This is a genomic window from Bombilactobacillus sp. ESL1092, from assembly GCF_058107465.1.
Window position 1 is genome coordinate 415,650 of the sequence record NZ_CM176594.1, and the last position, 24,830, is coordinate 440,479.

The window sequence follows — 24,830 nt, forward strand, 5'->3', positions numbered from 1 at the left end:
CAACTGCGCCTAATAGACATCAGGCAATAGTATGAAACAAATCAAAATCAGCTAGTCAAAAACTATTTTTTAAAGTTCGGGAGAAATCATTACTTTCACTTGTGATTTATCAGTCATCAATGACTTAATACCTTCTTCAGCATCATCCAAACTAATCTTCTTAGTTACTAATTGTTTGAAGACGTCGCGGTGTTGGTTAATAATTCCAATGGAAGGTGGGAAAGCATTGGCATAACCCATAATCGTATGCACATCAGCACCCTTGTTCTGTAAAGTGGTAATGTCGAATTTATAATCGCCATTAAATAAAGCCACAATCTCTAAAACACCAGCTGGAGCAACTAATTGCACCGCCTGGTCTAAAGTTGGTTGCGCACCAGCACATTCGAAGACTACGTCCACTCCTTGTGGTAATTCTTCATAAACATGTTTAACTAGGTCCACTTCGCCAGAATTAATAACGTCACTAAAGCCTAATTCCTTAGCTTTAGCCAAACGTTCAGGTGATAAATCAGCAATATAAACTTTAGTTGCACCAGCATATTTAGCTACCAAAGCTGTTAACAAGCCAATTGGGCCTGCACCGATAACAGCAACTGTTTGGCCAGCAATCAAACCACTATCACGCACTGCTTCATAAGTGACAGCTGTCGGTTCTACTAAGGCACCCAATTCATAGTCCATGCCTTCAGGCAACTTGAACGTATAAATATCTTTCACATTTACATATTCAGCCATGGCACCATCATCGGAAAAACCAATAAATTGCAAACTACCATCAGGACCCACACCACGTGTACAGTAGTTGTACAAGCCTTTACGGCAAAATTCGCATTTGCCACAGGCAATAATAGGTTCAACACAAACATGATCACCAACTTGAACATTCGTTACGTCGGAGCCGACTTTCACAACCTCACCAGAGAATTCATGTCCTTCAGTAATTGGTACAGTTTTACCGGTTAACGGATGCTTCTTATATGGGATACCAGTGCCTTCTTGGTACATATGAATATCACTGCCACAAATACCAATATCTTTCACCTTGATTTGAACTTGGTCAGATTTTGGCTCATCTAATTCAACATCTTCGATTCGTAAATCTTGTTTACCATAGATTCTTGCTGCTTTCATGATTTTGCCTCCCAATTATTCAATAACTAAATGTCAGATATCGCTGCATAATTTATTTATTTGCTTTTTAATGCAACCGTATTCAACATGTAAATAATATCACTTTGCTCAAAATAATTCTAGATGAAATAAGTTAATTCTTTAACAAAATTTATCTTTCTGCTAAAAAACAAAAACAGGTTAGAACAAAGTCTGTAAAAACACCACCAGCTAGTCTAAAACTTTCTAATGACATTTTTTAACTATTGTTCTAACCCGCCTACAGCAACTTTTGGTTAACCTAAATCGCAGATTTTTCCTTCTTGAAGATAGACGACCCACTCACATAAATTAGTGACATAATCGCCAATGCGTTTCAAATGGGTCGCCACTAATAAATAAGAAGTTCCATCATCAATACTTTGCGCATTAGCTTTCATTTCTGCCACACAAAGATGATCAATTTCATGAGCCAGTTGATTAATTTGTTCGTCTTGCTGAGCAACAACTATCGCCTTTTGCGCATCATTGGTTAAATACGCATCTAATGCCTGATTAAACATAACTTCAACTTGTTGGGCTAGTTGTTCTAACTGTAGTTTCACTTGGCCAACTGCATTTTTATTTTTAAGTTTCAAGGTCGTGCGAGCAATGCGAACCGCATGATCTCCCATCCGCTCTAAATCTGAACTAGCCTTTAAAATAGTTACAATCATCCGCAAATCAGACGTCACAGGTTGCTGCAAAGCAATCATTTCAAATGACTTTTGTTCTAAGTTGACTTCACGATTATTAATATATTGATCATTATCAATTACTGCTTGTGCCATGGTTAAATCATTCTGCATAAAAGCGGTCATCGCTTTTTTGAGAGCTTCATTCACCATCATTGCCATCTCCGCAAAGCGAACATGTAAATTATTTAATTCTGTTGTAAAATCACTCCGCATAAAAACCTCTTTCTAGCCAAACCGTCCACTAATATAGTCTTCGGTTGTTTGCTGTTGTGGATTCAGAAATATTTTTTTAGTTTGATCCATTTCAATTAACTCACCTTGATAAAAAAACGCCGTTTGATCAGAAATTCGAGACGCTTGATGCATACTGTGGGTCACAATTACCATGGTGTAATTCTGGCGTAGTTCCAATAACATATTCTCAATCTTAGTGGCTGAAATGGGATCTAAAGCACTAGTTGGTTCATCTAATAAGATGACTTCGGGCTTAACTGCTAGAACCCGTGCAATACAAACTCGCTGTTGTTGACCACCTGATAAGGCCAGGGCACTTTGATGTAGTTTGTCTTTAACATCGTCCCAAACAGCCGCGGCTTTTAAACTAGTCTCGACAGCTTCATCTAAAACTTGACGCTCACGAATCCCCGCCAATTTTAATCCGTAAATCACATTATCATAAATCGAAAATGGAAACGGGTTGGGTTGCTGGAAGACCATGCCAACTTGTTTTCGCAGTTGAACAGTATTCATAGTAGGCGCATAAATATCTTGTCCTTTTAATTCGATTTGTCCCTGAATATTAACATCTGCAATTAAGTCATTCATCCGATTTAAACAGCGCAAAAAAGTTGATTTGCCACACCCGGAAGGACCAATCATAGCAGTAATTTCGTGCTGTTTAATGGCTAAATTAATTCCTTTCAACGCTTCATTCGTACCATAAAACACATGTACATTTTGCGCCGTTAAAATATCTGCTGTCATATACTCCTCCTTTAACCAAAATGCCCCGATACATAGTCTTCAGTTAATTGCACTTTCGGCCGCGTAAAAATTTTACGCGTTTGGTCAAACTCAACCATCTTTCCCAAATGAAAAAAGGCTGTATAATCACTCACTCGCGCCGCTTGTTGCATGTTATGAGTCACAATGATAATGGTATAGTTTTGCTTTAGTTGCTGCATCGTATTCTCCAATTTTGCCGTTGAAATCGGATCCAAGGCACTAGCTGGTTCATCCATCAACAAAATATCTGGCTGCAAAGCTAAGGCTCGAGCGATACACAAGCGTTGTTGTTGCCCACCGGACAATGATAAAGCACTCTGATGCAGATTATCTTTGACTTGTTCCCATAAAGACGCTTGCTTTAATGAAGTTTCTACAATTTCAGACAACTTTTGTGGATCAGTCACCCCCCGCCGTTTTAAAGCAAAAGTAATATTATCTTGAATTGATTTCGCAAACGGATTTGGACGCTGAAAAACCATGCCAATTTGTTCACGAACCGTGTAAACATCGACTTTAGGAGCATTAATATCAACTCCGCGATACATAATTTCTCCCTGAACTTGCGCACTAAAAACCGTATCATTCATCCGATTGAGCGCGCGTAAAAACGTCGATTTGCCCGAACCAGAAGACCCAATTAATGATGTGATTTTATAACGTTCGAATTGTAAAGACACTTCGTGTAAAGCTTCTTTCGCACCGTAACTGACACACAAATTCTTGGTTGCTAACGCTACTTCTGCCTGGTCAGCTAAGGCAGCCGTGTAAGTTAATAATTCTGCCATCACCTTATTCTCCTGTTAAATGCTGGTATAGTTTTTTGCTTAAATAGCGCGCCAAGAGATTAAAACTTAAAACCACTAATACTAAAATTAACGATGCTCCCGAGGAAACTGCCTGTGCATCCGGAATTAAGCCTTCGGAATTCACTTTCCAAATGTGAACGGCTAAAGTTTCCGCGGGCCGCAACGGATTAAGTGGTGACGTTAAACTCAAAATATTCCAGTTACTAAAGTTTAACGGTGGCGCACTTTGCCCCGCAGTATAAATCAAAGCCGCTGCTTCGCCAAAAACTCGTCCCGCTGCTAAAATTACGCCAGTTACAATCGTGGGCAAACACTCCGGAATAACAACATGCAGCACTGTCTCCCAGCGCGACAAGCCCAACGCTAAGCCGGCTTCACGTTGGCTTAGACTAACTGTTTGCAAAGCGTCTTCCATATTCCGAATTAATAAGGGCAAATTAAACACCATTAACGTTAAGGCACCGGATAAAATTGAGAATTGTAAATGTAAATTGATTACAAAAACTAAAAAGCCAAATAGACCGACCACAATTGATGGTAAAGAACTGAGCACTTCAATTGCTGAACGGATCAAATTCGTTAAACGGAGATTTTGTGCATATTCAGACAAATAGATGGCCACTCCTAGAGCGAAGGGCAACGAAATCCCCATTGATAAGACCAATAAATATAGTGAATTAAATAATTGCACCCCAATTCCCCCACCAGCTTGAAAACTTTTAGCTGGACTAGTTAAAAAGTGCCAATTAATCACACTAATTCCCTTGCCAAAAATATATAGTAATAACGCCAACAAAATTAAAATGATCAGCCCCGACAGGCAATAAATTATCACTGTCATAATTTTATTAACTTTTTGTGGATTCATTTCAACGCACCTCGTTTGCTCAAATATTTGACAAGCATATTGAACAACAAAGACATCAATAACAATAACAAGGCCAAGGACCACAAAGCATTGTTAGCCGTTGTTTTCATAATTGTATTCCCCATATTCATCGTTAAGACACTCGTTAACGTCGTAGCAGGCGCTACCAAACTAGTAGGCATTAAAATAGCATTCCCAATCACCATTTGTACAGCTAAGGCTTCACCGAAAGCCCGCGACATCCCAAAAATAATGGCCGTCATAATGTTCGGTGCTGCTGCTCTTAACACTACTTTGGCAATTGTTTGCCACTGGGTCGCTCCTAAGGCCAGTGACGCTTCGCGGTAATAACGCGGTACTGCAGTTAAAGCGTCAACCGTCATTGAGGTAATTGTTGGTAAAATCATGACAAATAACACTATGGCTCCCGCCAAAATCCCAAAGCCACTACCACCAGCAATTTTTTGTACCATGGGTACGACGATTTCTAAACCAATAAAACCATAAACAACCGACGGAATCCCCACTAACAGTTCAATCACTGGCTGCAAAATTTGCTTACCTTTATGCGGTGCAATTTCAGTCATAAAAATGGCCGCTGCAATGGCAAACGGCGTAGCCACAAAAACTGCCAGTAAGGTCACCGCAAAAGAACCGACAATCATCGGTAATGCCCCAATCAACGGTTCATGATGTCCATTAGTTTGTTCGGGACTCCAAGTTTTCCCTGTTAAAAAATCCACCAAGCTACCATGATCCTGAAAAAAAACTGCTACCCCTTTGGTGGCAATAAAACCTAAAATGACCAAAACCAATAAAACGACCAAAACAGTTAAACATTGTGTTATTAACTTGCCCCGTTGTTCTAATTTGGCAGATACGGAAGGTCGATTTAGCTTTTTCGTAATGGAATCTGACATTTTACTTTCCCCTAACTTTCGTGACTTTACCGTGAGCATCTTGTTGATATTGCATGGACTGGATTGGAATATAGTGCATTTGCTTAACTTCACGCTCTTGAAAAGCCGTGCTTAATAGATAATCAATAAATTTTCTAGTTAATAAATTAGGATTTTTAGTGGTATACATATGCTCATACGACCAAATTTTCCAACGATTGGTTTGCACGTTTTTGGCGGAGACCGCGATATTGTCAATTTTCAAAGTTCGTAAATCATGCGTCAAATACGGTAAAGCTACATAGCTAATCGCTCCCGGCGTATTTTTCACAATTTGGCGGACCATCCCGCTAGAATCTTGTTCGGGCGCTTTGACGCTAGTTAGTCCTTGCATAACCTGTTGTTCAAAAACCATGCGAGTGCCACTTCCTGGTGCCCGATTAACGATTGAAATTTTCAAATTAGGGCCACCCAAAGTTTGCCAATTGGTAATTTTACCTGCAAAAATCTCTTGTAGTTGCTGCAAAGTAACATTTTTGATCGTTACCTGAGAATTAACGACAGGCACGACCGCTACCACGCAAATACGATGATCAATTAACTTGTGAGCCTTAATCCCGGTCTTTTGTTCTGCAAAAACATCTGAATTGCCAATCGCCACTGCTCGTTGTTGAATCTGCGATAATCCGGTACCGCTCCCACCGCCTTGAACTGTAATAAAAGAATTAGGATGAGACTGATTATATTGATCACCAGCTGCTTCCACTAAGGGTTGTAACGCCGACGAACCCACTGCTGTAATGCTCTGTTCCTGATGGCTACGCCGACAGCCAGTTAATAGCAGACCAGCCATGATCAATAGCAATCCCCAATTTAATTTTTTCATTGGTTCAACCTCCGGGAGCAGTATAGCAAACCAATGTAAAACTTTATTATTAATTGTGTAAATTATATGTAAATTTCTGAAAAATTAAGGCTGCTTGTAGTTAAATTAATTATTGATTAAACTAAAACCAATTTCAGTCAATTTATCACTAAGACAATATTGAGACCTAAGTCCAAGGTTGTGAGAGGTTTTTACATGAATTTAGACAAATTGCAATATTTTATTGATCTAGTAAATACTGGCAGTTTTACGAAAACTGGACAAAAAAATCATATTGCACAAACAAGTGTTAGTCAGCAAATTCGTTCATTGGAAAATCATTTCAATGTTCAATTAATTGATCGCAGTGTACAACCAATTGTTCCTACGGCTGCAGGACAGTTGTTCTACTCGAAAGCTGTCTTAATTTGTCAACAGTATCAAAAATTAGAGCAGGACATGGCCGATTTTTGTACTGACAAGCAACGTATTCGCCTAGAATATACTTCACTTATTGATTTAAATTTTTTAATCAAAATCACGCAAACTTTAAAGCAGCAATCACACTTAATTTTGGAATTAGAAAAAGAGCAACTTAAAGACGTGGCTCATAACTTAAATAATGGTCAATACGATTTAGCCATCAGTTTTGATTCAGAATTTCACAATGAGACCTCATTGCAAACCATTACCTTATATCAAGGAAAATACTGTGCACTTATTGATAGCGATCATCCTCTATATCACTGCCAAGCAATCACTTTGAAACAGTTATATCACTATCCACTCGTCATGCTTGCTCCACAGACAATTGGTAAATCTTATCAACTAATGTTAAAGCATGCCCAGCAAGATGGCTTTACACCTCAAATAAAAGCAACAGTACAGGATTTAGAAACAGAACTTTTTTTGATTCAAACACAACATTTGATCGGCTTTTTTCCGGACAACTACCCGCTGACCAACCAAACTTCCAACTTAAAATTATTGCCTATTAACCAAACCCATCATCATTTTAAAATCGTCTTAGCTTATCGGAAAGATTTTGATCATGCTAAATTAGCACAAATTATTCACCAAGCTCATTCAATCTCAGCAGAGGTTTAACCTCTAACCTAGTTATTTTTTATATTGGCAATTGCTCAAATAATCACATATGATTAAGCTAATTAAAAGTTGAAAGCAGGTACAGTGACGCCGCTTGATATTTAATCCGGTTAGTTAACAAGCTTGTTTCCACTTTATCTAGAAAGGAAAAATTCATGAAAAAGTTAATCTTAACAGGTGTCGATGGTAATTTAGGTAGTCAAGCTGCGCAAGAACTAATCCAATTAGCCAATAAACAACAACTCATCTTTTGTGGTTATGATCCTAACGTGCTCGCCAACTATGCACAGCAAGGAATTGATGTTCGCCAAACTGATTTTAATTCTAAGGCTGGTTTAGTGGAAGAGTTTACTGGCGGTGACGTCCTTGCTTTGATTTCCATGCCTTTTGTGGGTGCTAAACGCCAGCAAGCTCATAAAAATGTCATTGATGCTGCTCAACAAGCCGGTGTAACTAAAATTGTCTATACTTCACTAGTCAATGCCGGCGACCCTAGTAATCCTAGTATCGAAAAAATTGACCATGCTTATACCGAAGACTATTTAAAAAAGAGTGGACTTGATTATCTGTTCTTACGTAATTCACAATATGCTGAAGCTATGATCACCAACTACTTTACCTTTGTTAAACAAGGACAAGATTTAGCCAATAGCCAAGGGGACGGTCAAATGGCCTATATTTCACGTAAAGACTGTGCCAAAGCCGTTGCGTATGCCTTATTAGCTGATAATTTGCACCACCAAATTTTAAACATCAATGGTAAAGATTTACTAACCATCAGCGATTTTATCAATATTGCTAATGACGTCACAGGCAATTCTATTCAATATCACGCCATTAGTGATGAAGAAAATTACCAAATCTTTGATGCCATGGGTGTACCTCGAACCACTGATGGCCAATTTAAAAAAGATTCTGAAGCACCCTTCTCATCTGATGGCATGGTCACTTTTTCCAAGGCCATTCGTGAAGGTAAAATGAATACCTATACCAATGATTTTTACAAATTAACAGGTAGTCAACCGATATCTGTGCGTTACATGTTTGAACACCAAGCAGAATTTCAAATTGGTGAACGCCATTCAAAAGACGATTAGTATTTGAAACTTAAAAATGAGACTAGAACAACTTAATTGGATGAATAAATTATCCAAACAGTCAACAATTCAATTCTAGCCTTATTTATTTGGAACATATTCTAAATAAATCTTGGGAAGACACTTCAAATAATTATCAAAAAAATTGGTACCAATATAAATGCGGAACGAAATTTATATCGGTACCAATTTTATTAATTAAGCTCAAAATTAATCCATTCAATAACTAAATCAAAATATTTCTGACCTCTTGCTTTGTTTGAGCATTGACTAAGCTCTCAACACAATGCTGATTTTTCACAACATCAATTAATTCAGTTAGCGCTTTTTCATGTTCATGATTTGTCCCTGGTGATAAAACAAATAAGCAATTAATAGCAACTGTTTGGTGTTGGGCACAAATCTTTATTGGTTGATCTAGTACCACCAATGCCAAACCGACTGTTTGACTATGAGAACTGGGTGCTGCATGGGCTAAAAAAACATGATCTGCAATCAACATATACGGTCCGTATTTATTGATCAAATTGGTAATATCAGAAAAATAAAAACTATTGATAATTTGATCGCACTCTAATAACTGGCAGCCTAATTGTAATACCGCTTGCCACTGCATATTGCACGAATGATGCAACAACTTAATATGTTGCACAGGTAAAAGACTAGCTAAAGAAGGCAAAGTATCCGTCAAAGCTAAATCATTAGCTGGTAAAATAAACTTATCTAGACTTGAACGTAAACCCATCTCATCTTTTACATCCGCGTATTCCTTAATAATAGTCAGTAGTTGATTCACAGCATTACTATTGTGCTCAATTTTTTGTGGCACTTGCGTGCGTAAATAATTTTCAATTTGACCATAATCATGCTCTGTTAAGATTGCTTTAACAGTTAAAACGGGGACTGGGTAAGAACTTTGCCCTAATGGGGCCGCACTAATAATTAACTTAGCCTGATAATTAGCCTGAAAAATATTGTTTAGATCTGCTATTTTGAGTGGTGGCGAAAATTTAATCAGCGGATAAGCTTGCATTAATTCATGATAAAGCATTACAGAAGTCCCAATACCGCTGGAACACACAACTAACACCTCAGCCAAGGCGGCCAGTTGATATTTATCCGTTTTGTTTACCGACCAGTCTTGGTAAACGACATCACTTTGAGGCCCAAAATATAAACAAATTAATGCTATTTCATTAACAGGCAGTTCCTGTTTTAAATATTGTTCTAACGGGGCACAGGCAATTGTAGTTAATTTGAGTAACTGCGGATAATTTCTTTTGATATCTGCAATTTCATCCGAAACAAATGGAATCCTAAACATTACTCGAAAATAAGTCGCATACAAGTGGTTACACAATACTTCGACAAAATGTCGATCAGAAATCGGATTTCCGGTTAATTGTTTATACCGAAAAATTATTTCCCGGGCAATTTGTGTTAATTTATCATATAATCTGGGGCTAACACACCAAACCGCGGTTGCTTGTGCGCACAGCATGATTTTGCTTAAAAAGACTACTTCATTATTAGTTACAGTTTTTTGGCAGATAGTTTCCAATAGTTTCTGACAAGCCGGCAAAATCCCGGTTGTATTTTTAGATAACCACGCTTGTCCGGGCTCAGTAGCCAATTCTTTTCCTTGTTGATAACGCCATTTAGTAAACATTAATAAATAAATTAATTGTTGCAACGCATTTTCCGAAAAACTAATTTTTAAAGCTGTCTGAAAAATAGTTAATTGTTTCTCAAATTGTGAAAATGAGTAGTTTAATTGCTGAATACACTGAAAAAGTGTGGCATCATTATTTTGTAGTAATTCATAAACAACTAAGCGCACTGCTCGTTCATTACCATGAATTTGGTGACCTTGATGGGTACTGACAATTTCTAATTTTGGAAAACGCGTTCTCAAGACTTTAAAGTCGTTAATGATCGTATTGCGCGAACAAGCAAAGCGCTGTGTTAACTGGTTAATAGACACTCCTTTAGAATCATCCAACAATGTCCAAATAATTAATGTCTGGCGTTGCCTGGAACTAAAGTGAATCCCCCGCTCATCCAACTTAACACTAGGTTGCTGCTTTAAAACTTGCTTGGTATGATCAGTTAATTGGTATCCATAGCGAGGAACATTAACAATTTCTTCAAGGTGTTGGCTTTGTAATTGCTGATTCAAGGCTGCCAACCAATTAAAGGCTGTTCTGCGCGAGACATTAAACATTGTCATAATTTCTGTTAAGCTAACGTAACCTGAAGATACCAGCAAATAATTCAATAATTTATGATAACCTGTCGCTGTGGCTGCAACCTCTCCAGTAATCACATCCATCATCCTTTAAAAGTTTTACTTCGATTGTTATTTTCCTAAATCTAATTTAGCAATAATATCATCAATGACGCTATCCACACCGATATTGGTTAATAATGGCAAACCGTTAATTACTGGAATTTTAACAGCATCATTATCATATTGCGTGGTCGTAATTGCTAAATCATAGTCGCTAGCCATGGACTCTACTTGGGCCACAGAAGCTTGACCTAAAGTATAATCATCCTTGGAAATACCACGATTAGCCAATTCTTCTTCTAACTTATTCATGGCTGCCGTACTTGTAACCACGCCAGCACCGCAAGCTACTAAAATTTTCTTCATAATAAAGACACTCCTTCAACTAAATTATTTGGTAGGTGTTTCTGTTTGATCAAGTGCTTTTTCTTCAGCAATGATTTTCGAACGATTCCACCAACACAAACCAACAATAAGAATAATTCCGATGACATAAGCAATGAACTTGAAAGGTGCAATTTGAACAAATAACCATGGAAATGGATTAGAACCATAATCAATACTGGAGATTAATGACGAACCCTTGGGAATAGCAAAGTGCGCCGCCCGAGCACATTTCGTAATCAAGGGGGCTAAATTCGTCCCAATCCATAAACCAATCACCACGTTAATTGCGCCAATAATAAAGGACCGGAAAAAATCCCCGTGTGTAATCGAAACAATTAATGGAAACATAAAGACAAAACCAACTAAGCCAATGGTTGGTAAGAACTGATTACCTGGTAAGATAAAAGCAAACAACAATGCTACTGGAATCATTAAAGTCGCGCAGGCCAAAACAACCGGACTACCAATGCCCACTGCCGTGTCCATTCCAATATAGATTTTGCGTTTACCGGAAAATTTTTTCTGCGTAAAAGACTGAATCGCATTAGAAACAGGTACGACGCCTTGTAATAATAGCGCTGCCATTTTAGGCGTAATGATCATGACGGCGGAAAGCGTAACCCCCATTAACATAATTTTGCCTAACTTAGTAGCCAGCGTCATGCCCGGAATAAAGCCATAAGCCAAAATACCAATCACCAGTCCAATAATAAAGCCCAATAATGTTGGTTCACCCCAAGAGCCAAACTTTTTGTTAAAGTCTTTGGCATCTAGATGGATCTTATTAATTCCCGGAATTTTATCTAAAATCCAATTAAAAACAATGGCAATTGGAACAAAGGAACCAGCATAACCATGTGGAATAGAAATTCCCGGTAACCCTAAATATTTTTCAGATAACGGAGCGGTACGATCAGCAATGACCATAATGACAATCATATTGACGCTCGCCAAGAACAAGCTCAAGACAATATCTTTAGTTAAAGCGTAAACCAAAGAACCACTAAAAGCAAAATGCCAAAAATCCCAAATATCGACATCAATAGTTGAAGTGGTTTTCGTAACTAACATTATCAAATTGATCACAATTCCGAGGGGAATCATACTGACTCCGACTGCTGTTCCGTAAGCAATCGCTGAAGCAGATGGCCACCCAACATCAATGACCTGTAAATTTAAATGCATCACGGCAATCATATGTTTAATGGCAGGATTCATGACACTGGTCAAAATCGAAACCGTGGCATTTAAGCCAATAAAACCAATACCGACCATTAAGCCACCACGTAAAGCTTTAGTAAAAGGTACCCGCACGCACAAACCAAAAATCAACATAATAATGGGAATCAAAACCGTTGGCCCCAGTCCAACAATATACATAATGAAATTAATTATCGGTTTCATACCTATCTCCTCAATTATTAACTAAAAATTTGCCACAAGCTGTTGAAACAAAAGTTGCTGGTCTTGAATTTGAACTAGTTGTTCTAATAAAACTTGATTTTGAAACAAAGTCATCAGCTTTTGTAACATCTGTACCTGACTATGCGGGTTTTTCAAGGCCAGCATCACCACAACTTGCACATCCAGCAGTTGTTCAGTAACGGCCATATTATGAAACTTGACAGGCCGCCTTAAGGTCGCAAAAGCTAACGCCGGTTGCTTGACGTATTCAACGTCTGTATGTGGGATAGCAACCGCAATTTTACCGCTAGGTAACCCCGTCGGTTGCTTAAGCTCTCGGTCTTGAACTGCCTGAGAAAAATTTGGTTGTACTTTGCCAAACATTTGCAGCTGTTGTGCCAAATATTGAATGATTTCAGATGAAGTTTTTGCTTCAACTTGCGCAAATACTAACTGAGAACTCAAAAGATTCAACTTTTACTTCCCCCCTTTCTCTTTGGCTGCTATTTCTGTTCACGTTTTATTTAACCATTCATAAAAGCGCTTTAATAGTGCAAATCCAACGAAATCTTGGTGCAAGTACTGCACCATCACACAAAAAAAGCATTATTAGATTACTGTAATCCAATAATGCTTCATTTATTTTGTAGTTAAGCGATTAACTAAAATGCTTAATTAATAGCAATTTTGACACACAATTTATGATTATGTCCTACTTTGTTAGCAACCATCCCATGAGCAGCATGCAAATCCGACGGATAAAAGATTGCATAATGTCGTTCAGTCAATAAAGCTTTACCATGCGTCTTAGGATGTCTAAAAAATTGAATCTCTTCTTTAGGATCATAAGGACTAACGGGTTTAGCAGTTCCCGCATCACTAAAACGCACCCATTCAGCACCCGTAATCATGTAGTGAATATCAATATGTTCCCGATGGGTTTCGTAGTTCATCGTCTGATAGTCTCGGGTGTCATATTCTTGAAATCGTAATTCGACGCCCGGTGCAATTTGCTTTTTACCCAACGGTTCAGCTAACAATTCCTGGGTTGAACGCGCATCTAGCCAATCTAAAGCTGTTTGAATCCGTTTTTGAACGGTCGTATTAAATTGATGTTGTTTACTTGCTCCAAATTCCATAATTATTCTCTCCTCTATTCTTTTTCTTCGCGTACAAATAAAAGTGCTACTACCGCAACTAACGGAAACGCGGCAATGATTAAATACGAAGTCACATAGCTGCCTGTAACCGCCAAAATTTGGCCTAAGATTACGGGCGCAATAAAAGAACCAACTTGATTAAAGACGTTGATGAAGCCTGAAACCGTCCCACGTTGATCGGCGGGAGCCACTTCCACGGACAGATTATTGGTGATCGTGCTAAACATAAATGCTCCGACACCCATTGCACCCGTCCAAAAGTACAACAAGGCTAAGTTGCCGTGTGGCATTAAAGCAAAACCAATAATTGTGGGTGTGAAAATTGCCATAAAAATTGCTGCCCAAAGATGGCGCGATAGTTTGGAATGATCAGAAATCCATCCCGCTACGACCATTGAAATTACCGAAGTAATACCAAAGATGGACATGGCGGTACCGGCTTTCACCAAACTAAACTTCAAGCTTTTCACAATAAATAAATTAGCCCAATTAGTCACGCCCCACTTGGCGCCTGTGGCAAATAAGCCGGTCAACGCTAATAACCAAACGCTGCGATTATTAATGGCGTGTTTCAAACGCATCAAAGCTGATTCTTCTTTCACTTGACCAGTTTTAGTTTTCACCTTAAATTGTTGCGGAAATGGTGGTGTTCCTTTTAAAGTAAAATAGGAAAAAACTAACGCTGCTAACGGAAACAAAGCCGTGACTGCTAGAGCTGCCCGCCAACCATAATGAACCAAAACAGTGGGCGCATATAGGTTGATGACGGTTAAACCAAACGAGGTACAAGTATTGAAAATTCCAGTGGCCGTGGCACGTTTCTTACCATCAAACCATTCTGTAATAATGCCTAAACACGCTGATAAATCAGGACCACTAACTAAACCTAAGACAAAACGTAAAATCAGCCCGTCCCAATAACCGCGCATAAAGACCATGGCAAACATAACTACCAAATTGCCAGCCACCGCAGTCAATAACAATTTACGATAACCAAACTTATCAGCCAGCATCCCTCCTGGCAAAACCGTAATTGCATAGCCAATATAAAAGGCCGTAACGTATGAATTACCTTGTTGCACTGTGAAATGTAACGAATCAATCACCGCCGGCATAATTGTTGACCACGATAGCCGCGTAATAAAACTAATTAAAAAAGCGAACCAGATACCTGCTAGAATTAAAATCTGCTTGGCATTCCATTTACCAGTTGCAGACTCAGACATTTTTATTCCTCCTCACTGCCAAGTTTCAAAACAATTTTGCGTACGTGTGTTGGTTCATGAACTAAACCGTTGGTGCGGTGTGGTTCATGCATCCCAATTAAAACTAAATCACCAGCATGTAAAATTATTTTTTGATAATTTGTCGGTGGCTGAACATATTGCAAATCCCGTTGCGCATTATAAGCACCTAATAATCGCACATTGGTATCCGTCGCAATGTCAATCTCTTCAGTACCTTCGACTAGATAATGCAGATCCAAGCGCTGCTGATGAATTTCAAAATTAAAATCAGTAATTTTTTGAGTCGTATATTCCAATGTTTGACAATAAAAGCTCTCCCCTTGTTGGTGGCTTTTTCCTAACGGCGTCTTTGTCAAATCTGTTACTTGTAAAAACTGAATGGCCCTAGCTAATTTTTGATAGTCGCAGGCTTGATAATCGCTGAGTTTTGTTAATAACATGGCAACACTTACCTCCTTTTAATTGAGCTAAAGTTAAACGCTTAACTTATTTAATGTAAAGCAAATTAAGCTACCGGTTTGTCTTAATTATTTTTAGTTAATCGTTTAATATTAATTAAATTCACTTTTTTGTGTAGTAAGTCAATAAATAGCAACTAATAAATAATTATTAATTATTCTTTTTTTACTAAAACGGTTAACTAACTTTACACAGAAATTGTAATCGCTTTGGTTTTAAAAAGCAATACTTTATTGTGAAAAAATTATCAATTGTTCTAATTCTGCAGAGCACTGCTAATTTCATTTGAAATTAATTACACAAAGTGCTATTTATAATTTAAGGAGGATTTAAGATGAAGAAAAGAACAATTTATATGTTACTTAGTGCTACCTTATTAAGTATTGGTGGCAGCCAATTGCATAAACAACCACTAACAGCTGCCAAACTGACTACAACTGCTAAAACGACAAACCTCTATTCTACCAATGGTCACAAGGTACTAGGAAAATTGTTAGCTGCAGGTAGTCAATGGCAAATCATAACAACCAAGAACATTCATGGACAGCAATTAGCCAAAATTGCTGCCAATTTATGGACGACTAACCCTAATCCCGAACAACCTCAAGTGGCAACTGCACAAAATGAGCAAACGTCAACCGCCAAAACGCAATCCCAACCAGCTACGAGTGACAGTGAATTTAAAAAAGTCGATTTTCCAGCAAGTATGCAGGGCACTTGGTACGGTTATGATGAAGATTCTGATGCTGTTAAATCCATTACTTTTATGGGCAATAAGATTAGTGTCGATGGTCAGGATAGTTATGCTTACGATGGCAGCGTGCGCCCTGCTGACGACCAAGCAATTTTAAATACGGGCACAAGTTCTTTAAATGCAGAGCAACAAAATCGCATGCAAAATTGGGTCGCTTTATCTACTATCGATCCACAAACCGCAAATTTTGATACTGCACCACTTTCGCCAATTGTTGACTTACGTGGCTGGTACCAAAGTGCTGGTGATGGAACATATTACTACATTATGAATGAAAACATTGATGGCCAACAAACGCCCGTCCTATTTGCAGCTAGTGGTGCAGGAATGTGGACGGATATGCATTATTATCGTTCTAACCAATTAGCTCAACAACAGCAAGATGAAGGTTTTGCGGATGATCGGGGAAGAGAATAAAAATAAAAAGTGCTGATTCAATTAATTATCGGCACCTTTTATCTACATAAGTATTATTAAGCGGCAACATCAATAATCCAATTAAGCCAGTACTTTACGGTACTACGACGTCTTTTAATAGTCTCTGAGCTCAAGTTAGGTAAATGCTCAATTAAAACCTTATCAATATAGTCATCAGAAAGCTCATTATGTTTGAGGTAGTACTTAAATACTACATTAAAAACTTTATGGTTAATGATTTGCTGAATAATTATTCGATTACGATCATTAGAATTGGACATTCTAGCTATTCTGTTCCCCAATTCTGTTCTTTGAAATTTTCCTTCAATCTTTTCAGCAAAACCTAAATAAACTAGTGCATTTCCATAATAATCACCTTGTCGCGCTTGATATCCACAGTTTTTAACTAATTCATATTTATCCTTAGAATTAATTAAATTGCTTAACATTTCCATAAGCAAACTAAGACTATCAGCTTGAGGAAATACCTGCGTATTACTTTCAGGAAGATTCTTGCTATGATCACTAATTGACTTAACATCCATTAAATCCAGATTTAGTTGTTGATCCACTATAAAATTAATTTGTTTAATTTTGTTAATACTAGAGTAGTTATCAATATCGTTAAATTCAAAAATATGAAATCCATAAATACCGTCAACATGCGTCAAATAAACTGGAACAATTAGCTTATTACTCATAATATTGTTATACATCCTAAAAGGATAATACAATTGACGAATAATAAAATCATTAGGAATCGTATTTTTAGCTTCAATAATCATTGCTAAATTGGAAGTTTCAAATGCTCCATCAATTTCCATTTGACTATTTTCAACATCGATTTTTACTGGGGTACTATCTTTTAGATCAATATAGTAACTAAACTTTTGAGAAGATAAGCGACCATTGAGTGTACTAATTGCTGATATTTGATTATCATTATTATTCATCACATAATCTATCATGCCAGTCATTTGAGCAACATTAATAGCCAATGCTTCAGAACTTACAGGTAGATTATCAAAAGTTCGCACCCAATTAGGAATTTGAACGCGGATTGGCTTTAATTCTTGATAATCAAAATGATAATATGCTTTAAATCTGCCAATTAAATAAGTTCCACGAGAGTCAGGCAGAATTGACAAATTATTATCACGAAATATTTTGGGTAACGAAGAGCCAAAATCAAATTTTGTCATTAATCGTGGTTCATAAAACTTCTTGATTTGATCAGCACAAATTGGAAATTTATTATCCCTTTCAAGTATGCTCAAAATATTATATTTACGAAAAATTTCTTCCCATTTATCATCTATTTTAGTCATTTTTAATTCACCATTTATTAAATAATTGCCTTTTCCAAAAAACCCGCATTGATCATATTTAAATTAATAATTTTGGGAATGATTGTAAATGCTTCATGCAGTGGATTCCTAGCTTGATTCCAACCTGGACCATCAGTAATCCAGACAAAATTCACATTAGATGCTGATTTTAAGTAAGAACTATACATCTCACTAAATTCACCGCAAACAGATTTTAACTTTGAACCGCTGCTGACATAAAAATTGGTTTCAATCACCGTGATACAACCAGTGTTTTGATTATAAACTGCACCGTCATATCTACGGCCACCTTTTTTACTTTTATCTAACGCTTCTGGAACTGAAATATGCCAACTTTTCTCAATATGGTCACGCGTTGCCTGTGTTGTATATTCTAAATTCGAAAACTTAGCAACTAAGTTCTTTAAGTTAATTTCCAAAACATCTTCATTTTGGGTACCACCACGATTTTTTCGTCCATTACTATCTAATCCAGCTTGAACACCATAGACATAGTCAACTAATGATTTGTTCAAATTACTTTGTAAAAACACAAATAAGCCTGATTCACGCAAAAAAGTAATGTAATTATCCAACTTATTCAAATCGGGCTCTTCAAAATTCAAATTATATGTACCTAATCTACCGGTAGAAGAAACATCAAGCACCGCTAACTCTTTATCACGACAAGCTAACAAAATTGGTACAGTTTTGAGTAATTGTGGTTGTTCTTTGAATAATTGAATAGCTTTAGTTTCAATATCAGGCTTGCCAACTAAATAATTTAACGTATTTAAATTGATTTCATGTTCCTGCATGTTTTTTACAACATTGTCCCAATTAACCCAAAATGATGGCGTTCGATTAGTTGGAAAAAGCGTACTCATAAAATAGTTAAATTTATCATCGACTGGTGCATTCAAATATTGAGCATAACTAATATTACCTAGTGTATTCACTTAATTTTACCTATTCTTTCATTTTGATAATCTAAAATTCGTTGCTTTGCAATTCCTAAATACTCACTAGAATTATCAACTCCAATTGTTTTGAAGCCTAACATTCTACCAGCAACGGCTGTTGTTCCCGATCCAATAAAGGGATCTAAAATTAAGTCACCAGATTTGGCAGATGCTTGCAAAATCCTTAACAAAACCGACAATGGCTTCTGCGTGGGATGTTTACCGAAGCGTTTTTCGCTTTTGGATACCGTTGAAGTGGTCCAAACATCTTTCATCTGCTTACCACCATTTTCTTGTTTCATTAAATCATAGTTAAAGTACTGTTTTCCAGTACTTTTTTTAGCCCATAAAATGGTTTCTGTAGAATGCGTAAACATTCGACAGCTTAAATTAGGTGCTGGATTAGTTTTTTGCCATGTAATATTATTTAAAATTTTAAAATTATATTGTTTTAAAAGATAACCAATCAAATAAATATTATGCATTGTACCAAAAATCCAAACGGTCCCATCCGGTTTTAAAATACGTTGAAATTCTTGGATTAACTTTTGATAAAAATGTTCCACTTGTTCTGCTTGCAGCTGATCCCAGTCACCTTTATTAACACTAACCATGTGCCCACTGTGATTCGATATGCCATCATTACTTAAAAAATAAGGCGGATCTGTCACAATTAAATCTATTGATTCAGCCGCCGAATTTTTTAAATAATAAAAACTATCAGCTTGAATTAAAGTTGTCATTTCATCAGCCAAAATAGTCTTCAACTTTGCCTCCCAGTTAATAACTAGTAATAATCAACTCACCAACTTTGCCACGCTTCTTTGAGTTAGAGTTAATAAAACGATTAGCAGCAACCGGATGAATTTTAGCATCTCGATAAAGCTCACGCGTTAGCGGAGTATCTGAATTACTCAGCATAACATAAGCTCCCTTATCCGCAAGAACAAAGAAAGCATCTCGCAAACGCTGCTGATCAGTGAACTCAAAGCCATCTGCTGTATAAGCAGTAAACGATGAGGTCTCAGTTAACGGAATGTATGGTGGATCAAAATAGACTAGATCACCAGTTTGCACATCAGTTACTGCTTGTTCGAAATCTCCATTTAAAAAAGTAATCTCATTTGTTTGAAAATACTCACTCACGGCACAGATGTTATCTTGATTAGCAATCTTAGGATTTTTATAGCGACCATAAGGAACATTGAACTGTCCCTTAGAGTTGACCCGATACATCCCATTAAAATCCACTTTTAACATGTATAAAATCCGCGCAGAACGTTCAACTTTAGTTAACCTAGTGATTGCATCGCTACGATCTAACGCCCGCAATTTCAAATAATAATCTTTACTATTATTTAATTGGTGTTTCTGCAATAAAGAAATTAATTCTTCGGGATTATTTTTAATAGTTTCGTATAAAGCAATTAAATCGGTATTTAAGTCATTAATCGTTGCTTGTTTAGGAGCCAACGAAAATAACAATGCCCCACCACCAACAAATGGTTCAAAGTAACGATTAAAACTAGCAGGCAGATATTCATGTAACTCAGTTAATAACTGGCGTTTACCGCCAACCCACTTGGTAACTGGGCTTAATTTTGAGTTTGCTTTTGATAAAGTCATGATAAAGTGGTTTCTCCTAAATAATTCATTATCTGTAAACATCTTATCATAGTCAAACTATCAAAAAAGTCAATCACCTACTTTCGCGTAATTAAAAAATGAAGAGGTAATTGACATAATGACTAAAATGCAACCTGATAATTTCAAGTTAGAACAAACTTCAATCTGGTCTTTTCCTGAACATGGAAATTGGGCAACACACGATAGTAAATATCGTGGTAATTGGAGTCCCTATGTACCCCGCAATATCATTTTGAAATATTCACAAGAAGGTGACATTGTCTTAGATCAGTTTGTGGGTGGTGGAACTACTCTTGTAGAAACCAAATTATTAAATCGAATTGGTCTAGGAGTTGATATTAATGACAGAGCTTTACAAATTACACGCAAAAAATTAAACTTCAAATGGAATTACGATTATAAAACTTATCTTAAACAAGGTAATGCTTGCAAATTGGATTTTATTCCTGACCAATCAGTGGACTTAATATGTACACATCCGCCTTATGCTGACATTATTCACTACAGCCAAGGACAATTAGACGATTTATCGTTACTAAATTATGAGCAATTTCTACAGAAAATGAATTTAGTAGCAAAAGAATGTCGAAGAATACTCAAAGAAAACAAGTATTGTGCTATCTTAATTGGTGACATTCGAAAACATGGATTAGTTATGCCACTGGGATTTGAAGTTTTAAATACTTTTTTAAAAAACAAATTCCAACTGAAAGAAATTATTATTAAAGAACAGTTTAACTGTAAGGGCTCTAGCAAATGGAAAAATAAGCAACAGCGTGATTTTTTGTTATTGGCACATGAGTATTTATTTGTGGTGAAAAAATAAAATATAATAAGTCAGGACTATACAAGCCTTTATGTAAATAAAAAATTATTTATAAAATAATTTTTTAATAATTATCATTAAATTTAGTTTTAAAATAACATAATATATTCTTTCTATCATGCTCTATTTTACGATAATTGATACTGTAATCCGGTGTCATTTTTTGTTTTTTTATTTCTTCATCAACACTTTTTACAGATTTGTCTACGTTAAATTTGGATACTAAATAGTCGTTAGTTATAATTGCACCATCTAAGTCTTCTTTTTTGTATTTCATAAATCCCATATTTTTCCTAAAATCAACTATAGATTTATGCCCCGGTCTCAGAGGAATATATAAGCAATCTGTTTGAAATGAATTGCTATAAGCATCTTTATATATTACAAATCCATATATATAGTTATTGCCGTCATTGCTATGCAATAAAATTTTTTTAGATTCGTAATTAATCTTAACAGTATAGTCTTTCTCATGAGATTGGGATAATGATTTTCTATCAAAAATATTATGGTTAATATCGTTAGAGATATTCAATGCATTAACACCATCCCCGTCTGCACTTGCTATATAAATTGAGCCCAATTTTCCTTGCTTAATATTTGTAGATATACCTATAATTCCATCAACACCAGGTTTTACTGAAAAATAATCTGTATCAATATTCAACGGCTCATTAGTTCTATTTAAAAAATATGCATATAAAGAAACCAATAAGGCAATAACAGAAACAATAAATGACCAATTAATTTTTATCCCTTTATTTTGCATCTTTTATCTCTTCCTCTACATTATATTGAATAAGTACTTAGATCCAAATATTCAATAATTATTACTAATAAATTTTCCTCATCTATCTCACTTCCAACACTAACTCATTCATATCAACCTGATACAGATCAGATAGTTTGCGCAACATGTGAATTTTATTCCAAGTATCAGTATTAACGTTGACATAAACTCCATCTGTTACTTCTTTAGTTACAGAAACAGACTCACTAGTAAAATGCAATCCCAAACCTTTAGTAGCTTTGCTAGCGACCAATTTATAAATCGGGGTTGGATCAATTTCCATAAAATTATGAATCATGGCAATATACATTTCCCGCCAAGACTTAACTGGATACGTCGTACCTTGAAAAGTATATGATACTAATTTTTTACCGGTAAATTGATAATCTTCATCAATGGTATGTTGTTCATATATCTTAACCGGTGGAACGTAATTCGTTATTGGATAAGACCATAATATTAAAGCCTGCTGCTTTAATAAATCGTTTCGCTCCAATAATTCTTTTTCCGTCCAATGATCACAGTTTTTCATAAACTCACTCATTCGAAAACCACTGTGATTAAACCCATCTGGCATGGTCTTCTTTTCTGCAAAAGAGCGATTACTATAATTGCTGTTATAGGCCGTTAACGTCAGATTCGCCAATCGATTTTGCCACCGATCGTGAATTTGTTGATAATTGGCCCCCAACTCCTTCTTCCAAATCGTAGATAAAGTTTGTGGCATAATATGTTCAATTGTATAAGTACCATTATTCATATTTTCCAGCACATTAACCCGTTCACGTGAATTCTGATTTTCTAACCGATTAAATAAGTAACGCTTATTTTTAGATTGCATGCGATAAATATCTTTAGTTGCTAAAGCATTAGAAAATTCATGATCATTTGGCAAGCGTCCTGAATCCTGTTTATTCAGTAAAATATAATTAAGGACAGGCACAAACTGTTCAGCACTAGCAGCCAACTTAGTAATATCATTATATAAAGTGGCAAAAACTTTGTTGAGTGAATTTGTTGATAAGTCACAAATCAGCCGCCGAAAAATGAACGTTTCGATCGTTTGTAAAACTGGTTCAATTTCAAGCTTAGATTTTTGAACGTATTTTTTAAACTCAGGATAAACTTGATTAATTTTAGGAACACGCTTTAACTTCAAGGTCAAAAAATCGCGAATTAAATCAGACACTTGATACTGCGTTAATTGCTCCATTTTGTGCCAGTATTGTTGATAATATTTTTCTTGCAGTCTTTGGGACTGATTCATCAAAACATAGTTACGAATTTTATCAGCTTCGGTTAAATCTACTCCCGTTGAATTTAAACTTTCAAAAATCAATTGAGCATTATCTTCGCGTGGATCTAGAGTTATCTTAACAATCCGTAACTTATTAATAGCTGCAAATAGTTCATCAATATCGACTTTATTTTGTAAAATAGTATCGTAAAAATATAAGTAATTAGTTGTAACATTAGACGCTTTAATATAGTCACCGACTTGTCCTGTTACTAGCTTTTGTAACGCCAATTCATCATCATAAATCGGTTTAAGTTTTAAACATGCTCCTTCAGGTGCATATTTATCAATTAAATAACTCTCTCTAATTCGTGGTAACAATTGTAAATCATGACTTTCAACTTTTTTTGCATCTAAAAGATTAACGATTGCTAATAATAGTAAATAAACCGTTGTCATTCGTTGCTGGCCATCAATAATAACCTCATCACCAGACGAGCCTTCGTCATGAATTTGGACAATACTGCCAAAAAAATGATTGCTTTGTTTTTCTTTAATAACTGTTAACAAATCTTGATACAATTGCCGACAATTAGCTCGTTGCCAATCATAATTTCGCTGATAAACAGGTATGACCAGTCTTTTACCAGTACCATCTAAATTTCTAATAATCGGTTCTTCTTCTGTTCGCATAAAATCAGGTCCTCGATTTTGATTGCTATATAAGTCCATAAAAGTGATATCATATCAATAAAAGATGTTAAAGTCCTCATAACCTTTAATCTAATATTACCTATTAAAAATCAAAAGTCAAGGAGGCTCTTGTATGCTACAAATTATATTTAGTGTAAACTAAATGGTATATAGACAAATCATATAAAACAAGCTATTATTACAGTACATATTTACCATTATTTATTAATTGTTGTAAACAAATGGTATATGTTTTTGTACCCTTAAAGATTTAGCAACAGAAAAAATTTCGTCGTGAGTTCATACCATTTATTCGAGACGTCGAATAAATCTTGTATCAATCCACAAATTATTTTATTGAAACAAATCTATAATCTATAACTAGTCTCTAATCCAATTTGAAAATAGTACTGAACATACTTAGTTAGGATTGTGGTGACTAACCGAAAGCTAATCTTAATGACTAGCTTTTTTATTGTGTATGCTTTGGTGCATTAATCCCTCCATTTTAATTATTACTTTCTTGTTAACCAGCCAATCAATTGATTTTTCAACATCAAAACCAACATTTTAGTTTAATTCTTTATTGCCCAAAAGACTGAGGCCAAGAGATTAGGTTACATTAATCGACTAATCCTTTTGTGTCTCAGCCTATTTTTGAAATTATCTTCCAATTTTAAAATAAAAACCGCGCTTTTTTGAAAACGATTACCAATATAATCAATAACC

At 36.1% G+C, this 24,830-nt stretch carries 24 protein-coding genes; 4 read left to right on the forward strand and 20 right to left on the reverse strand.

Annotated features, from left to right (window positions below):
* Window positions 1-69: 69 nt before the first annotated feature.
* The 7 genes from AC3B6Y_RS02090 to AC3B6Y_RS02120 all read right to left on the reverse strand — a co-directional run bounded on the left by AC3B6Y_RS02090 (window position 70) and on the right by AC3B6Y_RS02120 (window position 6,317).
* Entirely contained in the window at window positions 70-1,134 is a 1,065-nt protein-coding gene (locus AC3B6Y_RS02090) for a 2,3-butanediol dehydrogenase (RefSeq protein ID WP_489758262.1), read from the reverse strand.
* Window positions 1,135-1,409: 275 nt separating this feature from the next.
* On the reverse strand, window positions 1,410-2,063 hold the full coding sequence (phoU, locus tag AC3B6Y_RS02095) for a phosphate signaling complex protein PhoU (protein WP_489758261.1): 654 nt from the start codon (window positions 2,061-2,063) through the stop codon (window positions 1,410-1,412).
* 12 nt (window positions 2,064-2,075) lie between these two features.
* Window positions 2,076-2,834 carry a phosphate ABC transporter ATP-binding protein PstB gene (gene pstB / locus AC3B6Y_RS02100; RefSeq protein ID WP_489769617.1) on the reverse strand — a complete coding sequence of 253 codons (759 nt, stop codon included), beginning with the start codon at window positions 2,832-2,834 and terminating at the stop codon, window positions 2,076-2,078.
* A gap of 11 nt (window positions 2,835-2,845) precedes the next feature.
* Entirely contained in the window at window positions 2,846-3,643 is a 798-nt protein-coding gene (gene pstB, locus AC3B6Y_RS02105) for a phosphate ABC transporter ATP-binding protein PstB (protein ID WP_489791230.1), read from the reverse strand.
* 4 nt (window positions 3,644-3,647) lie between these two features.
* Window positions 3,648-4,532, reverse strand: coding sequence for a phosphate ABC transporter permease PstA (gene pstA, locus AC3B6Y_RS02110; RefSeq protein ID WP_489791231.1), 885 nt, complete (start codon window positions 4,530-4,532; stop codon window positions 3,648-3,650).
* On the reverse strand, window positions 4,529-5,452 hold the full coding sequence (pstC, locus tag AC3B6Y_RS02115) for a phosphate ABC transporter permease subunit PstC (protein WP_489791232.1): 924 nt from the start codon (window positions 5,450-5,452) through the stop codon (window positions 4,529-4,531). Before pstC ends, pstA begins: the two co-directional genes overlap by 4 nt.
* A gap of 1 nt (window position 5,453) precedes the next feature.
* A complete protein-coding gene (locus tag AC3B6Y_RS02120; protein ID WP_489791233.1) occupies window positions 5,454-6,317 on the reverse strand; it encodes a phosphate ABC transporter substrate-binding protein PstS family protein in 864 nt (287 codons plus the stop codon).
* Window positions 6,318-6,512: 195 nt separating this feature from the next.
* Between AC3B6Y_RS02120 and AC3B6Y_RS02125 the strand changes: the two genes are divergently transcribed.
* Together AC3B6Y_RS02125 and AC3B6Y_RS02130 are read left to right on the forward strand one after the other, a co-directional pair.
* Window positions 6,513-7,403 carry a LysR family transcriptional regulator gene (locus AC3B6Y_RS02125; RefSeq protein ID WP_489791234.1) on the forward strand — a complete coding sequence of 297 codons (891 nt, stop codon included), beginning with the start codon at window positions 6,513-6,515 and terminating at the stop codon, window positions 7,401-7,403.
* A gap of 155 nt (window positions 7,404-7,558) precedes the next feature.
* Window positions 7,559-8,500: an NAD(P)H-binding protein gene (locus AC3B6Y_RS02130; RefSeq protein WP_489791235.1), complete on the forward strand. Its 942-nt coding sequence runs from the start codon at window positions 7,559-7,561 to the stop codon at window positions 8,498-8,500.
* Window positions 8,501-8,726: 226 nt separating this feature from the next.
* On the opposite strand, the gene AC3B6Y_RS02135 is transcribed toward AC3B6Y_RS02130, so the two are convergent.
* From AC3B6Y_RS02135 to AC3B6Y_RS02165, 7 genes are all read right to left on the reverse strand, one after another.
* The gene (locus tag AC3B6Y_RS02135; protein ID WP_489791236.1) at window positions 8,727-10,826 is read right to left on the reverse strand and encodes a BglG family transcription antiterminator; all 2,100 of its coding nucleotides are present in this window, start codon (window positions 10,824-10,826) and stop codon (window positions 8,727-8,729) included.
* 33 nt (window positions 10,827-10,859) lie between these two features.
* On the reverse strand, window positions 10,860-11,156 hold the full coding sequence (locus AC3B6Y_RS02140; RefSeq protein ID WP_489758252.1) for a PTS sugar transporter subunit IIB: 297 nt from the start codon (window positions 11,154-11,156) through the stop codon (window positions 10,860-10,862).
* Window positions 11,157-11,180: 24 nt separating this feature from the next.
* Complete coding sequence (locus AC3B6Y_RS02145) at window positions 11,181-12,581, reverse strand: PTS galactitol transporter subunit IIC (RefSeq protein ID WP_489791237.1); 1,401 nt, start codon at window positions 12,579-12,581, stop codon at window positions 11,181-11,183.
* Window positions 12,582-12,602: 21 nt separating this feature from the next.
* A complete protein-coding gene (locus tag AC3B6Y_RS02150; protein WP_489775217.1) occupies window positions 12,603-13,055 on the reverse strand; it encodes a PTS sugar transporter subunit IIA in 453 nt (150 codons plus the stop codon).
* 197 nt (window positions 13,056-13,252) lie between these two features.
* Complete coding sequence (locus AC3B6Y_RS02155) at window positions 13,253-13,720, reverse strand: YhcH/YjgK/YiaL family protein (protein WP_489791238.1); 468 nt, start codon at window positions 13,718-13,720, stop codon at window positions 13,253-13,255.
* Between the two features lie 14 nt (window positions 13,721-13,734).
* Window positions 13,735-14,967: an MFS transporter gene (locus AC3B6Y_RS02160; RefSeq protein ID WP_489791239.1), complete on the reverse strand. Its 1,233-nt coding sequence runs from the start codon at window positions 14,965-14,967 to the stop codon at window positions 13,735-13,737.
* 2 nt (window positions 14,968-14,969) lie between these two features.
* A complete protein-coding gene (locus tag AC3B6Y_RS02165; RefSeq protein ID WP_489791240.1) occupies window positions 14,970-15,428 on the reverse strand; it encodes a NanQ anomerase/TabA/YiaL family protein in 459 nt (152 codons plus the stop codon).
* Window positions 15,429-15,781: 353 nt separating this feature from the next.
* Here AC3B6Y_RS02165 and AC3B6Y_RS02170 point away from each other — a divergent pair, with 353 nt between their 5' ends.
* Entirely contained in the window at window positions 15,782-16,618 is an 837-nt protein-coding gene (locus tag AC3B6Y_RS02170; RefSeq protein ID WP_489791241.1) for a hypothetical protein, read from the forward strand.
* A 56-nt stretch (window positions 16,619-16,674) separates the two neighbouring features.
* Here AC3B6Y_RS02170 and AC3B6Y_RS02175 read toward each other — a convergent pair whose 3' ends face one another.
* The 4 genes from AC3B6Y_RS02175 to AC3B6Y_RS02190 are packed head-to-tail and all read right to left on the reverse strand — an operon-like array spanning window position 16,675 to window position 20,534.
* The gene (locus AC3B6Y_RS02175; RefSeq protein ID WP_489791242.1) at window positions 16,675-17,946 is read right to left on the reverse strand and encodes a type II restriction enzyme; all 1,272 of its coding nucleotides are present in this window, start codon (window positions 17,944-17,946) and stop codon (window positions 16,675-16,677) included.
* Between the two features lie 17 nt (window positions 17,947-17,963).
* Entirely contained in the window at window positions 17,964-18,905 is a 942-nt protein-coding gene (locus AC3B6Y_RS02180; protein WP_489791243.1) for a type II restriction endonuclease, read from the reverse strand.
* Window positions 18,902-19,651: a DNA-methyltransferase gene (locus tag AC3B6Y_RS02185; protein ID WP_489791490.1), complete on the reverse strand. Its 750-nt coding sequence runs from the start codon at window positions 19,649-19,651 to the stop codon at window positions 18,902-18,904. Before AC3B6Y_RS02185 ends, AC3B6Y_RS02180 begins: the two co-directional genes overlap by 4 nt.
* Window positions 19,652-19,688: 37 nt before the next feature.
* The gene (locus AC3B6Y_RS02190) at window positions 19,689-20,534 is read right to left on the reverse strand and encodes a DNA adenine methylase (protein ID WP_489791244.1); all 846 of its coding nucleotides are present in this window, start codon (window positions 20,532-20,534) and stop codon (window positions 19,689-19,691) included.
* A 118-nt stretch (window positions 20,535-20,652) separates the two neighbouring features.
* On the opposite strand from AC3B6Y_RS02190, the gene AC3B6Y_RS02195 reads away from it, so the two are divergent.
* Complete coding sequence (locus AC3B6Y_RS02195) at window positions 20,653-21,381, forward strand: TRM11 family SAM-dependent methyltransferase (RefSeq protein ID WP_489791245.1); 729 nt, start codon at window positions 20,653-20,655, stop codon at window positions 21,379-21,381.
* 64 nt (window positions 21,382-21,445) lie between these two features.
* On the opposite strand, the gene AC3B6Y_RS02200 is transcribed toward AC3B6Y_RS02195, so the two are convergent.
* Together AC3B6Y_RS02200 and AC3B6Y_RS02205 are read right to left on the reverse strand one after the other, a co-directional pair.
* Complete coding sequence (locus AC3B6Y_RS02200; protein WP_489791246.1) at window positions 21,446-22,150, reverse strand: hypothetical protein; 705 nt, start codon at window positions 22,148-22,150, stop codon at window positions 21,446-21,448.
* An 82-nt stretch (window positions 22,151-22,232) separates the two neighbouring features.
* On the reverse strand, window positions 22,233-24,101 hold the full coding sequence (locus AC3B6Y_RS02205; RefSeq protein ID WP_489791247.1) for a DUF262 domain-containing protein: 1,869 nt from the start codon (window positions 24,099-24,101) through the stop codon (window positions 22,233-22,235).
* Window positions 24,102-24,830: the final 729 nt, after the last annotated feature.